We start from the raw sequence: 12,730 nt of genomic DNA, 5'->3' as shown, positions 1-12,730 counted from the left end.
CTACTGTGCCTTGCTGCCGAACCCCACGCGGGCACTCCCATCCGCCGGGAGTTCGGGGATGACGTCGCGGGTTGGCGCGCCGCGGAACTTCGGCGAAGGATCCTGGCCTTCGGTCAGGCGCTGCAACTCCTGGCCTTCGAAATCCTCTTCCTTGCCGAGCAGGATGGCCGAGTCGTGGTTGGTGATTTCACCTTTGAAGGCCCGCACCATGACGCTGTGGTCAAACTGGCCCTCCCACTTGGACACCACGAACGTTGCCACGCAGTTGCCCAGCAGGTTCACCACCACGCGCATCGAGTCCATGAGCCGGTCGGCGCCGAGGAGGAGCGCGACGCCGGCCACCGGGAAGATGCCCAGTGCGGCGGCCGTGGCCGACAGGGCCAGGAACGACGATCCCGGGACCCCTGCCATGCCCTTGGATGTCAGCAGCAGCACGCCCAGGGCCGCCAGCTGCTGGCCCAGGTCAAGGTGGTGGCCGAAGGCCTGGGCAAGGAACAGCAAGGAGATCGACAGGTAGATCGCCGCGCCGTCCAGGTTGAAGGAGTAGCCGGTGGGAACCACCAGGCCCGTGGTGGCGCGGGAGCAGCCCGCGTTGGTCAGTTTGGTCATGATCCGGGGCATCACCGCTTCGGTGGACGCTGTGCCCAGGGCCAGCAGGAATTCTTCCCGGGTGTATTTGAGGAAATGCCAGAGCGGCACCCGGGCAAAGCCCCAGGCCACGACGAACAGCAGGCCAATGAACACCAGCGCAGCGCCGTAGCAGGCGGCAATCAGGACCGCATAGGTACTCAGCGTGTCCAGCCCGTACTGGCCGATGATGAAGGCCATGGCACCAAATGCGCCTAGGGGAGCCACTTTCATGATCCAGGCCATGATCTTGAAGATCAGTTCCAGGACCGTTTCCATGACATTGACCACCGGCATGCACCGCTCGCGGCCGATCACGACGATCGCTGCACCGAAGAAGACGGAGAAGAAGAGGACCTGGAGGAGGCTGTTGCTGGCGAAGGCGCCGATGACGCTGGCGGGAATGATGTCCAGGATGAACGACGCCGCATCCTTGGGTGCCGCGGACCCGGTCTTCGCGTCCAGGTCGGCCTGGGAGAGGGTGGACGGGTCGATGTTCAGCCCGGCGCCCGGCTGGACGATGTTGCCCACGATCAGGCCGAAGACAAGGGCGAACAGCGTGGCCCCGGTGAAGTAGAGCAGGGCCTTGACGCCAACCCGGCCGACCGCTTTGACGTCGCCAACGGCCGATATTCCGGTGACGATCACCAGGAAGATCAGCGGCGCGATGATCATCTTGATGAGTTTGATGAAGCCATCTCCAAGCGGCCTCAGTTGGGATCCGAGGTCCGGCCAGAAATGCCCGATGAGCACACCTGCCACGACGGCGATCAGAATCTGGAAGAAGAGCGACTTATACAGCGGCTTCCTCTTCGCGGGCACCGAACTCGCCTTCAGTGCCTCAGGGTTAGGGATCTTCATTGACCTTTGCCTATCAATTGGGAACAGCCCGTTTTCGGGGCTCGTTTCCAACGTAATCCCGGTCACACTATTCCGCAAGAGGAAAACCAAATTCCACAATACGGAAGGCTAATCCGGCTTTGTGACTGAAGGCAGCGCCAGGCGCGAGGCCAGGTCGGCTGCCAGCTCATGGGCCGGGACCGAGGCGTCCAGCTTCACGAACCCCGCGTACTCCGGCAGTTCCCGGTATCCCGACTGGAATGCGGCGAGGTCATCAAGGGTCTCGGAATCCGTGCCACGTGCAACGATGCGGCGGTATGCTTCGGCGGGTTCGATGTCCAGGTGGAAGATGGCGTCCGGTTCCGGGAGGCGGGCGAGCAACCATGGAAGCAACCGGCCCCGTGGCAGTCCATTGGCGGTTCGCAGCGCCAGCTGGCAGTAGAGGTGCCGGTCCATGACAACCAAGCCGTCGTAGCGGCTGGCGCGCAGGTGTGAAACCAGCACGTTGCCCACCCTGAGGACGGTCTCGACGGCGTCGGACAACCTGGCGGGCAAGCCAACTCCCAACCTGGCGGCCAGCAGGGACATGACACGCCGGCCCGCATGGTTGTTGAGCAACCGGGCCCGGCCTCCCCGGGCCCGGACACCGGCGATTAGAGCACGGGCCGCCGTCGACTTCCCCGATCCGTCGATGCCTGTCAGCACAATGATCATCCGGCCTCCTCCGATGCCCCGTTTAACGCCGCGCCGGGGCGCAACGTCCCGAGTGAGGCGCAATTCACAGGGTGGGGAACGGCCGGGGCCCGGGCAGGCCGCCCGGAGCCAGCCGCCTACATGACCCCGGTAGGTACCAGAAGTGCCCACGCCAGCGCCGGCGCCACCAGGACCACGCCGCCCGCATAGAACATCAGCTGCTTGTAGACCCGCGGGCGGTCGTCGTCGCGGGCGTTGGCCACCACCAGGGCGCCGTCGGTGGAGAAGGGGGAGACATCGACGACGGTGGCGGCGACGGCCAGCGCGGCAATGGTCCCGGAAGGGCTGAGCGAGCTCGTGGCCAGCAGCGGGCCGGCCAGCGGGATGAAGGCGGTCAACAGGGCGGTGGAGGAGGCGAAAGCGGAGCCGACGCCAATCACGTAACACAGGATGAGGGCGATCAGCAGCGGCGCACCGAGTGCCAGGGCCTCCCCGGCGAGAGTGTCGATCACGCCTACATGCTGCAGCAGGGACACATAGGTGATCATGCCGGCCACCATCAGGACGGTGGACCAGGAGATCCCGCCGATGAACGACCGGTGTTCCCTGACGTTGATGAAGGCCAGCAGGAGGCCCGCGGAGAGCGCAACGAAGCCGATGGGCATGTGGAAGCCGAGGGTACACACGAGCATGCCGGCAATCAGTGCCAGCGTCAGCACCTGCTCGCCATGCGGGCGGCCGGTAGCGGTGTCGATGTCCTGGCCCCGGACGCCCGCGCCGTCGCGCAGCCTGCCCAGCAGGGCGAACAAGGCGATGGTCAGCACCGAGAGGAGCAGGTTCAGCGCGAAGCTGGCCAGGAACAGGCCCGCCTGGGAGATCGGGAAGCCGTTCCGGAGGGCAATGTCGTGGACCAGGACGCCGGCCACGGACAGCGGTGAGAACCCGCCTGCGTGGGCGCCGTTAACGATGAAGGCGCCCATGACCACCGGGTGGATGCGGGATTCATAGGCGAATCCGATGGCGGCCGGTGCCAGCAGCGCAATCGCGGCGGGGGAGAACGTGCCCAGGGAGGTGAGGGCGGCCGCGATCAGGAAGAACACCCATGGGAGCAGCAGCATCTTGCCGCGGACCATGCGCACGCAGCCCTTGACGATGAGGTCGATCGTGCCGTTCCGCTGGGCCATGCTGAAGAAATACGTGACGCCAATGATGGTCAGGACGATCGTGGCCGGGAAGGCCTCAAGGATCTGCCTGTCCGACATGCCCAGCATGAAGTACCCGACGCCGAAGGACGCCACGAGTCCCATCACACCGATGTTCAGCGGCCACTTGGTGGCGGCAACGAACATCACCACGAGTATCACCAGCGGGATGATCTGGACTGCAGTCATGCTCGGCTCCGGGTTCTGGGTGGCCGGCTGGCCATGCCGGCCATCGTCCACAGCAGGATACGACGCCGGGCGGAGCCGGACCGGGATGACGTCAAGGTTTCATCGAATACGAAATCCCAGGCCGTAGGCTGGAAGCCGGTCGGGGGTTCCCCGGCCGGTACAGCAGTTCCCAGGTGAAAGGCAGGACCATGACCGTTTCCAGCGACGATCCCCAGAACACCGCAGACCTCCGTGGGCCGGGCGACCCGGACGGGGCCAAGGACGAATCCAAGGACGACGTCACCAAGGCCCCGCAGTCCGGCCAGCACCTGGAACAGCCGGGAGCATCCAACATCCGCGAGGAACAGCAGGGCCATGCTGCCGGAACGGTCCCGGCATCGTATGTGGGCGGCGAAGAGGCTGACCCGGAACAGAAGCCCGAAGAGGCGCTGGCGGAGCCGGGCACCTGGGATGACGAAGTCTGACAATGATCACCCGCGCTGACATCGACCAGGCCGCGCAGCGGACAGCGGGCCTTGTCCGCAGGACACCAGTCCTGCAGGCGGATGCCGGCACCGCCGCCGGCCCGGTCTGGTTCAAATGCGAATTCATGCAGCACACGGGCACGTTCAAGGCCCGTGGCGCGCTGAACCGGATCCTGGCCAGCATGGAACGGGGTGAACTGCAGGCGGACGTGGGGGTGGTTGTGGCATCCGGCGGGAACGCGGGCCTGGCAAACGCCTATGCGGCGGCCCAGCTCGGGGTGCCTGCAGCGGTCTTCGTTCCTGAAGCGGCACCGGCCGTCAAAGTCGGCAAGCTCAGGGCCATCGGTGCCACCGTGGTCCAGGGCGGTTCAGAGTACGCGGCCGCCTATCAGGCCGCCATTGCGCACGCCGAGAAGACCAGCGCCGTCTACTGCCATGCCTACGACCAGCCGGAAATTGCCGCCGGCGCCGGGACCGTGGGCTCCGAGTTGCTGGAACAGGTGCCGGAGGTGGACACCGTCCTGGTGGCCGTGGGCGGCGGGGGACTGATGGCCGGCGTGGCTGCCGCAGTGGAAGGCCGCGCCAAAGTGGTGGCTGTGGAACCGGAAACTGCGCCCACCCTCCACGCCGCCCTGGCGGCAGGGGAACCGGTGGACGTCGCGGTATCGGGCGTCGCCGCGGACTCCCTGGGTGCCCGCCGCATAGGCGACATCGGCTTCTCCGTCGCGGTCCGCTGCGGCGTCAAAAGCGTCCTGGTCTCCGATGAACAGATCGTCGCCGCCCGCTCCGCGCTGTGGAACGACTACCGGATTGTGGTGGAGCATGGTGCCGCAGCCGCCTACGCCGCGCTGGCCTCCGGGGCTTACGTGCCCGGGAAGGATGAACGTGTTGCCGTGATCCTGTGCGGCGCGAATACAGACCCGGCGACGCTCTGAAAGGTCACCGGCCGCCCGGAGGGGCGGCCGGTTCCTTCACCCGGCAGCCTAGCCGGCGGCCTGGCCGCAGAACTTGCTGTAGGTGCTGCCGGCCTCCTGGTAGCCGGACTGGAGATCGGCGAGCTTGTCCTTGTCCGGGTTCTCCTTGGCCTGCTCATCCGTGTACGCAAGGATCGAAGCGAGGGCGGGCTTGAGATCGTCCGACGCAACGGCGTGGATGGGGCGGATCTGGTTGGCGAGGTTGTTCATGCCCGTCTTGCCGGCGTTGTTGGCGGGGTTCGACACAACAGCCTGGATCCGCTCACAGGTTTCAGCGGTGGTCAGTTGGTGCGAGGCGGAGCAGGCCGTGGCGGAGGCAACGAGGCCGGCGGCAAACAGGGCTGTGGCGAGTTTCTTCATGGGTCCCTCAGTAGTGGTCAGAGGTTTCGATTGTAAGCAGATCGGGTACCTCCTCGCCTTCGGGGCGGCTTTCATTGCTTCTTCCCTTGGTCCCTTTCTGCCCTGCAGTCGGCTCATCGAGGACCCGCCACGCGCCACCGAGCGCACCACTGGCCGGCAGGAGGACCTGCCGGCCAGTGGTTGAACCCGCTGCTGCAGGGTCAGATGGTCCGCGGGGCCTTGGCCAGGTTGGCGGTCAGCTCAGCGGCCGTCTGCCGCTTCACGTAGGCCGGGCGGTCACGCTCCACCCGCCAGCTTTCCGAGAGCGGGCCGACGTTGACCGTGTCGAAACCGAACTCGTCGTACAGGCGCGTGACCAGTTCGGCGGCCTCCGGGTAGTCGCTGGCGGTGGCCAGCGCACGCCGGTTTTCGGTTCCCGCCGGAGTTCCGTCTGAGGTGATGTCCTTGGCCATGATGTGGTTGAATCCCTTGGCCACCTTGGACTCGGGCAGGTGCTCCTGGAGCAGGCCGGAGGTGGTGGCCTCGCCGTTGTCCAGGGCGGGAATCCTGCCGTCCCGCTCCCAGTAGTAGTTGTTCGGGTCGATGACAATCTTGCCGGCCAGCGGCTCGGCCGGAATGTCCTTGTAGTTCTTCAGCGGCACGGTGACCACGGCAAAGTCCCCGGCGGCTGCAGCCTCGGCTGCGGTGGCGGCGCGGGCCTTGGGGCCAAGCTCAGCCACCAGTTCCTGGAGGGTTTCCGGCCCACGGGAGTTGCTGATGACCACGTCGTAGCCCAGCTCCACGGCCTTCCGTGCAACCTGGCTGCCAATATGTCCTGCACCGATGATTCCGATTGTTGTCATACGGGCGGCAACACCGGGCCGCGCCAGGATATTTCAGGGCCCTGCCAGTGCGTCAGCCCTGTGGGCTGCGGGAATGCTGTGCGGCCCGGTCCACGATTTCGTGCGCAATCGCATGGACCTTCTTGTTCAGCGACTGGCTTTGTTGGTTGATCAGCTCATAGGCTTCGTCCGCGGTGACGCCGCTGCGGCCCATCAGGATGCCTTTTGCCTGTTCGATGACAGCGCGGTTGCGGGCCGACGCGGCGACTGCTTCCGTTGCCAGCTGGTGCCGGTCCGTATGGATCGATTGGGTCAGATCCACCACCACACCCCAGACGCCCACCGGGGTACCGTTTTCGATGATGAAGTCCGCCGAGAAGAGCAGCTTGTGCTGCCGGTCCTTTCGGTCCCGGATGGACACGTAGATCGATGACGGGCCGCCCGATGCCGCCACGCGGTCCCAGAACGCCTGCACGGTGGGCCTGTCGTCCGGTTCGATGTGGGCGAGGGCCATGTCCATTGAGGGGATGACGTCGCCACGCTCGTAGCCGTAAATGCGGTACAGGTCATCAGACCAGCGGAAGATACCGTCGGAGAAGAAATATTCCACCAGCCCGGTGGGGCAGTTGAGGTACGCGGGGCTAAGATCCTCCGCTGATTCCGGAAGTGAAGAGATGCTGTTGGAAGTCACAGTGGGGCCGTTCGACGTGCTGTATCCGGGCTCCCCTGGCCCGGAAATTCAAGTGAACAGAATATAGCAGTTCCCGTCGCCGGGATGGGCCCTTGTCCGCTTACATTCCCAGGTAGCGGCCGGGCCGGTGGTTCAGGGCCAGGACCAGGTTCAACAGGGTGGCGCCCACCGCGGACAGGACCACCATCAGCGGCGCAACGAGGACGAGGGATGCCAGGACGATGGCCACGTCAAGCACCATCTGGACGTAGCCTGCGCGCCACGCGAACTTCTCCTGCAGGAGCAAGGCCAGGATGTTGAAACCGCCCAGGCTGGATTTGTGCCGGAACAGGATCAGCAGCCCGACGCCGGCGAGCAGGTTTCCGCCCAGCACGCCGTACAGCGGGTCCAGGTGCACGGAGCCGAATGCGGCCGGGTGCACGCCGGCCAGGACCGAGACCAGTGCGATGGCCGCCCCGGTCCGAAGGGCGAAATCCCAGCCCTTCTTCCAGACTGCCAAGGCGAAGAACGGCAGGTTGACCGCAAAGAAGATGATGCCGAACGGCAAAGGTACGGTGTAGCTGACCAGCAGCGCCAGGCCGGCGGTTCCGCCCGTCACCGCCCCGCTCGACTTGAGCAGGAACAAGCCCAAGGACGCTGCGAAGGTGCCGGTAAGGATGCCCAGGACGTCCTCGACTGCCGAATGGCGGACGGCCGACGACGGCCCTGGACGCGCCGCCGTCGGCCCTTCCTGGTGCCCGCGGCCGTCCATGCTGGGTGCGGCGGGGGTTTCCGCGGGGGCGCTCACTGGGCCGCACCCGTCTGGGGCAGGAAGCGTCCACGATTGGCAAGGACGGCAAGCACCCTGTCGTTCGTGTCCGGGTCCGCAAGCGTAATCCGGACGCCGTCCTTGGCGTAGCCGCGGGCCAGGATGTCGGCCTCACCCAGGGCGGCGAGGACCTGTTCGCGGAGCTCGTCGGATGCGCGGAGCCAGTAGAAGTTCGCCTGGCTGTCCGGTACGTCCCAGCCATGGCCGCGGAGGGCGTCGATGACCCGGCTGCGTTCCGCCGCCACCGCCTCCGTCCGCCGGAGGATTTCGTCCCCGGCCGCAAGGGAGGCAACCGCGGCGGCCTGCGCCATCCTGTTCACGCCGAACGGCACGGCGGTGCGCCGGAGGCCCTCCGTGATCTGCGGCCGGGCGATCGCGTAGCCGATCCGCAGGCCGGCGAGTCCGTAGGCCTTGGAGAAAGTGCGCAGGATACAAAGGTTGGGGTACCGGCGGTAGAAATCCAGGGCATCAACGCCGGGTCCGCGCTGGAACTCGATGTAGGCCTCGTCCAGCACCACCAGCACCCGCGGCGGGACGGACTGGAGGAACTCCTCCAGCTGGCCGGCGCTGATGGAGACCCCCGTGGGGTTGTTGGGCGAACATAGGATCACCAGCCGGGTGCGGTCCGTGATGGCAGCCGCCATGGCGGGAAGGTCGTGCTGCTCATTGGCCAGGAGCGGCACGGGCACCGAAACGGCGCCGGCCACCGCCACCAGGATGGGGTAGGCCTCGAAGGAGCGCCATGCGAACACCACTTCGTCGCCGTGGCCGCACACGGCCGAAATGATCTGCTGGAGCACCCCGGAACTGCCCGGGCCGGCAGCGACTTCCTCGGCTGCGACACCGAAATGCCGGGCAATGGCTTCCCGGGCCTCCGGCGCTCCCATTCCGGGGTACCGGTGGATCCGGCCCGCTTCCGCCGAAATCGCCTCCACAACCGACGGCAGGGGAGCGAAGTGGCTCTCGTTGGCGGCCAGGGCGGCCGTCAAATCAGTCTGCGCGCCCTTGCCTGCCACGTAGGCGGGCAGCTGGGCGACGGCGGCACGGAGTTCCGGCATGGCGGCATCGGGAAGGGTAGCGGTCATGGACAGCATGGTGGGGTGAGGCAGGACGTCTGCGCAACACAGACGTCCCGGGCAGGACAGATCAGGCATTTACTTGCCGGGAAAGTGGCAAAATGCTCACTATGCACCACATTGATGCCCTGGACGCCGAGATCCTCCTCACACTCGACCAGGACCCCCAAGCCACCGTCCTTTCACTGTCCCGGACGTTGGGCGTGGCCCGTAACACCGTGCACGCCAGGCTGAGGCGGCTGGTGAACGACGGCAGCCTGGCCCCTTTCAGCCAGCGGGTGCGCACAGCGGCGCTGGGGCTGCCGCTGGTTGCCTTCATCTCGATTTCCATCAGCCAGTCATCCAGCGACCAGGCCGTAGCGGCACTGCAGACCATCCCGGAAATTATCGAAATGCACGCCACGACCGGGGACGCCGACCTGCTCGCCAAAGTGGCTGCGAAGGACCCCGCCGATCTCCACCGGATCACCAACGCGATGCTGGCCATCGACGGCGTCGTCCGCACCAGCACCGCGATGTCTCTGGTGGAAGTGATGCCCACCCGGACCCTGCCCCTGCTGCGGGCAGCTGCGCGGAAGTAGCGGGACCGCCGTCAGGCAAGCTGGTCCAGGGCGTCGATGAGCGCGTCCACGAATGCGGTCAGGGTGGCCGGCTGGGTGCGGCCGGTCATGGTCTGGATCTGGCCTTGGCGTTGCCGCAGCACCGGGTGCTCCAGGGTGACGGTCACCAGGTCCTCCTTGTCGCGCCGGTCCAGCGACAGGCCACCCACCAGCGAAACGCCGGCGAACGGAAAGAAACGTAACAGAACAATTTCTCCCATTAAGATCCCGTCAAAGCCTTGACTGAAATTGTCAGGCGCTGATAGACGTTAAGGGCAGAAAGCGTTTCCTCGCAGCAATCCTCCTCAAAATCACTCGTAAGGGGGACTGTCCACTGTGAATGAAACGTTCCAAAATGGCTGGGCGGTGCCCTGTGCTGCCGCCGCATCAAAGGAGATGTTCTTTTGGCAAACCCCTCAATGTATTCCCCGACGCCCCGGACGGGCAGGGCGCCGAAGGCTGCTGCTGCCGCCCTGGCGGCGGCAGCGATTGCGTTCACCGGCCTTCCATCAGCGGCCGCGGACCCCGCGGCGCCGGCAATTCCCGCAACGCCGGCAAATTCCGGCTCCCCGGCTGTCCCGGCAGCGCCGGCAGGGCAGCAGCTGAAGCGGCAGGTGGAGAGCCTTGACCGTGCCCCGGTTGCCGTCCTGACGGACCAGGGCGTCTCGCTGGGCTGGCGGATGCTGGGCCTGGACAAGGACAGCGTGGGCTTCCACGTCATCCGCGACGGCGTCCAGATCACCGATCAACCCGTCCGTGGCACCACCACCTACGTGGACCGCGCAGGCAAGGCGGACTCCACTTACGTCATCAAGACCGTGGGCAACGGCGAGGGGCAGGACAAGCTGAGCGCCGGGTTCAGTCCGCTGGCCCAAAACTACCTGCCCATCAAGCTGGATAAGCCGGCCGACGGCGTCACCCCGGCGGGGCAGGCCTACACCTACAGCGCCAACGACTCGAGCGTGGCGGACCTGGACGGCGACGGCGCCTACGAAATCATCCAGCTGTGGAATCCCTCCAACGCGAAGGACAACTCCCAGTCCGGGTACACCGGAAACGTCTACGTGGACGCCTACAAGATGGACGGCACCAAACTCTGGCGCATCGACCTGGGCCGCAACATCCGCGCCGGCGCCCACTACACCCAGATGCTCGCCTACGACTTCGACGGCGACGCCAAGGCCGAAGTTGCCTTCAAGACCGCGGACGGCACCACGGATGCCGCGGGCACCGTCATTGGCGACCCGGCGGCTGACTACCGCAACAGCGCGGGCTATGTCCTGTCCGGGCCGGAATTCCTCACGGTGTTCAATGGGGCTGCCGGCACCGCCATGGACACCGTTCCCTATGATCCGCCCCGCGGCACCGTCACCGCCTGGGGGGACGGCTACGGCAACCGCGTGGACCGGTTCCTCAGTGCTGTGGCATACCTCGACGGCGAGCATCCGTCCATGATGTTCAGCCGCGGCTATTACACCCGTACCGTCCTGGTCAGCTATGACCTGGTGAACGGCAAGCTGGCCAAGCGGTGGAAGTTCGATTCCGACGCTGCCGGGGCTGAATACAAGGGCCAGGGCAACCACAACCTCTCCGTGGCGGACGTGGACCAGGATGGCAAGGACGAGTTCGTCTTTGGCTCCATGACCATCGACGACGACGGCCAGCCGCTGTACAACACCAAGCTTGGCCACGGCGACGCCATCCATACCGGCGACCTCGATCCCTCCCGGCCCGGCCTGGAAACGTTCGCGGTGCACGAGGACATGCGGTCGAGTGGAAACCGCGGTGCCACCTTCCGTGACGCCGCCACCGGTGAGGTCCTGTGGAGCATCCCGGCCTTCAAGGACACCGGCCGCGGCGCCACCGGCGACATCGACCCCCGTTTCCCGGGTTCGGAGAGCTGGGCGGTGGGTGGCGACGCCGCGTGGAACTCCACCGTCGGCTACCTGATGTCCGCCAAGGGTGAGCGGATTTCCGACAAGATTCCCGCCGCCAACTTCATGGCCTGGTGGGACGGCGACCTGCTGCGGGAGATCGTGGACCACGATTTCGACGCCGTGGCCGGCTATGGCGTGCCCACCATTTCCAAGTGGAATTGGGAAACGGAGTCCAGCGACCGGCTGTTGACCGCCACCGGCGCCCGCACCAACAACTACACCAAGGGCAACCCGTCGCTGCAGGCGGACCTCCTGGGCGATTGGCGCGAAGAGCTCGTGTTCCCGTCGGCTGACAGCACAGAGTTGCGGATTTATACCAGCACCTCACACACCGACGTCCGGCTCCGCACCCTGATGCACGATCCCATGTACCGGACCGGCGTAGCGCGCGAGACCGTGGGCTACAACCAGCCCCCGCACCCGAGCTTCTTCCTCGGTGAGGGCATGCAGGCCCCGGCCTTGCCGGCGGTCTACTACGCCGGCAAGGCCAAGTAGCACGGAGAAGAAAGCGCGGCCGCTCCGCCCCATCCGGGGGCGGGGCGGCCGTCTTTTTATGTGCTCGGCCGCGGATGCATGATCCGCATCTGGTCCCAGGTCCGCTCCGAGGCCGCAATGCTCCGGGTGGACCGTTCACGGTCCAGGGAGGCCAGCTCGACGGCCACCGCCTGCACTGCGGCAACGGCTCCCGTGAGGGAGGGGAAGAAGCCCGCGCTTTCGGCGGGGACCACGATCTTATGGGCGGCGTGGGCTGCCACCGGCGAACTTGCGGTGTCGGTGATGCTGACGATCCGGGCCCCGAGCTGATGGGCGATGTCCACGGCGCGGACTGTGCTGTCATAGACCCGCCAGAGGCTGATGGCAATGACCAGGTCGTCCGGCGTCAGGCGCGCGACCGCATTGGTCAACGCTGCCACATCGGCATCCAGCAGCCGGACGTCATAGCCGGCGATGATGCCGTTGTGCTCCAGCGCCTTGCCCGGAATGGCATAGCTGCCGGCGGCGATGATGAGGGTCTGCCGCGCACCTGCCATGGCGTCCGCAACGGCATGGATGACGGCAGGGTCCACGGTCCGCTCCAAGTGGGCCAGGTTGGACCGGTCCGTGGTCAGGGATGCCTGCGCCGGGCTGCTCACGTGGCCGTTGTGTTGTGCGGCGATCTCCACGGCGCTCAAGGACGCCAGGAAGCGGGAGCGGAGTTCGAACTGGAACTCCGCCCAGCCCTTGAAGCCTAGCGTCTGGGCGGTCCGGGTCACGGTTGAGGCGTTCGACGACGCCGCGGCGGCTATGTCGCTGACGGAGCCGTAGGAAGCCAGCCGCGGCTGGGAACGGAGGACGCCCAAGACCTGCAGCTGGCGGGCCGCGAGCTTCCGCCCCTGGGCCTGGCCATCGAGCCATTCGGTCAAGGTGGCGCTGTTAACTTCTTGTTTCACCTATTGACCTCCGCAAGTG

General features: G+C 66.2%; 14 protein-coding genes. 4 read left to right on the top strand and 10 right to left on the bottom strand.

Going from position 1 to position 12,730, the window contains the following annotated elements:
• From DFO47_RS12380 to DFO47_RS12370, 3 genes are all read right to left on the bottom strand, one after another.
• A complete protein-coding gene (locus DFO47_RS12380; protein ID WP_133831829.1) occupies positions 1–1,488 on the bottom strand; it encodes a cation:dicarboxylase symporter family transporter in 1,488 nt (495 codons plus the stop codon).
• Between the two features lie 108 nt (positions 1,489–1,596).
• The gene (locus tag DFO47_RS12375) at positions 1,597–2,181 is read right to left on the bottom strand and encodes an AAA family ATPase (protein ID WP_133831828.1); all 585 of its coding nucleotides are present in this window, start codon (positions 2,179–2,181) and stop codon (positions 1,597–1,599) included.
• 116 nt (positions 2,182–2,297) lie between these two features.
• A complete protein-coding gene (locus DFO47_RS12370) occupies positions 2,298–3,551 on the bottom strand; it encodes an SLC13 family permease (protein ID WP_133831827.1) in 1,254 nt (417 codons plus the stop codon).
• Between the two features lie 188 nt (positions 3,552–3,739).
• Here DFO47_RS12370 and DFO47_RS12365 point away from each other — a divergent pair, with 188 nt between their 5' ends.
• Both DFO47_RS12365 and DFO47_RS12360 read left to right on the top strand, forming a co-directional pair.
• Entirely contained in the window at positions 3,740–4,015 is a 276-nt protein-coding gene (locus DFO47_RS12365; RefSeq protein ID WP_133831826.1) for a hypothetical protein, read from the top strand.
• A 2-nt stretch (positions 4,016–4,017) separates the two neighbouring features.
• The gene (locus DFO47_RS12360) at positions 4,018–4,950 is read left to right on the top strand and encodes a threonine/serine dehydratase (protein WP_133831825.1); all 933 of its coding nucleotides are present in this window, start codon (positions 4,018–4,020) and stop codon (positions 4,948–4,950) included.
• 48 nt (positions 4,951–4,998) lie between these two features.
• On the opposite strand, the gene DFO47_RS12355 is transcribed toward DFO47_RS12360, so the two are convergent.
• The 5 genes from DFO47_RS12355 to hisC form a co-directional block, all read right to left on the bottom strand.
• Positions 4,999–5,349 (bottom strand): hypothetical protein, encoded by a 351-nt coding sequence (locus DFO47_RS12355; protein ID WP_018760895.1) that lies wholly within the window; start codon positions 5,347–5,349, stop codon positions 4,999–5,001.
• 200 nt (positions 5,350–5,549) lie between these two features.
• Positions 5,550–6,218, bottom strand: a complete 669-nt coding sequence (locus DFO47_RS12350; protein WP_347876405.1) for an NAD(P)-binding domain-containing protein — start codon at positions 6,216–6,218, stop codon at positions 5,550–5,552.
• Positions 6,219–6,243: 25 nt separating this feature from the next.
• Entirely contained in the window at positions 6,244–6,861 is a 618-nt protein-coding gene (locus DFO47_RS12345) for a PAS and ANTAR domain-containing protein (RefSeq protein WP_133831823.1), read from the bottom strand.
• A 100-nt stretch (positions 6,862–6,961) separates the two neighbouring features.
• Positions 6,962–7,612 carry a YitT family protein gene (locus tag DFO47_RS12340; protein ID WP_051083414.1) on the bottom strand — a complete coding sequence of 217 codons (651 nt, stop codon included), beginning with the start codon at positions 7,610–7,612 and terminating at the stop codon, positions 6,962–6,964.
• A 32-nt stretch (positions 7,613–7,644) separates the two neighbouring features.
• Entirely contained in the window at positions 7,645–8,763 is a 1,119-nt protein-coding gene (hisC, locus tag DFO47_RS12335) for a histidinol-phosphate transaminase (RefSeq protein ID WP_133831822.1), read from the bottom strand.
• Positions 8,764–8,846: 83 nt separating this feature from the next.
• Between hisC and DFO47_RS12330 the strand changes: the two genes are divergently transcribed.
• Positions 8,847–9,326: an Lrp/AsnC family transcriptional regulator gene (locus tag DFO47_RS12330; protein WP_165838029.1), complete on the top strand. Its 480-nt coding sequence runs from the start codon at positions 8,847–8,849 to the stop codon at positions 9,324–9,326.
• A gap of 11 nt (positions 9,327–9,337) precedes the next feature.
• Here DFO47_RS12330 and DFO47_RS12325 read toward each other — a convergent pair whose 3' ends face one another.
• Positions 9,338–9,565 (bottom strand): hypothetical protein, encoded by a 228-nt coding sequence (locus tag DFO47_RS12325; RefSeq protein WP_133831821.1) that lies wholly within the window; start codon positions 9,563–9,565, stop codon positions 9,338–9,340.
• A 198-nt stretch (positions 9,566–9,763) separates the two neighbouring features.
• Here DFO47_RS12325 and DFO47_RS12320 point away from each other — a divergent pair, with 198 nt between their 5' ends.
• Complete coding sequence (locus tag DFO47_RS12320; protein ID WP_133831967.1) at positions 9,764–11,776, top strand: rhamnogalacturonan lyase; 2,013 nt, start codon at positions 9,764–9,766, stop codon at positions 11,774–11,776.
• A 56-nt stretch (positions 11,777–11,832) separates the two neighbouring features.
• On the opposite strand, the gene DFO47_RS12315 is transcribed toward DFO47_RS12320, so the two are convergent.
• Complete coding sequence (locus tag DFO47_RS12315; RefSeq protein ID WP_133831820.1) at positions 11,833–12,711, bottom strand: MurR/RpiR family transcriptional regulator; 879 nt, start codon at positions 12,709–12,711, stop codon at positions 11,833–11,835.
• Between the last annotated feature and the right edge of the window lie 19 nt (positions 12,712–12,730).

The sequence above is a fragment of the Arthrobacter sp. AG258 genome (assembly GCF_004364695.1).
GTDB lineage: Bacteria > Actinomycetota > Actinomycetes > Actinomycetales > Micrococcaceae > Arthrobacter.
The sequence above is the reverse complement of the archived record's forward strand: the minus strand, read 5'-3'. Positions and strand labels throughout refer to the sequence as shown.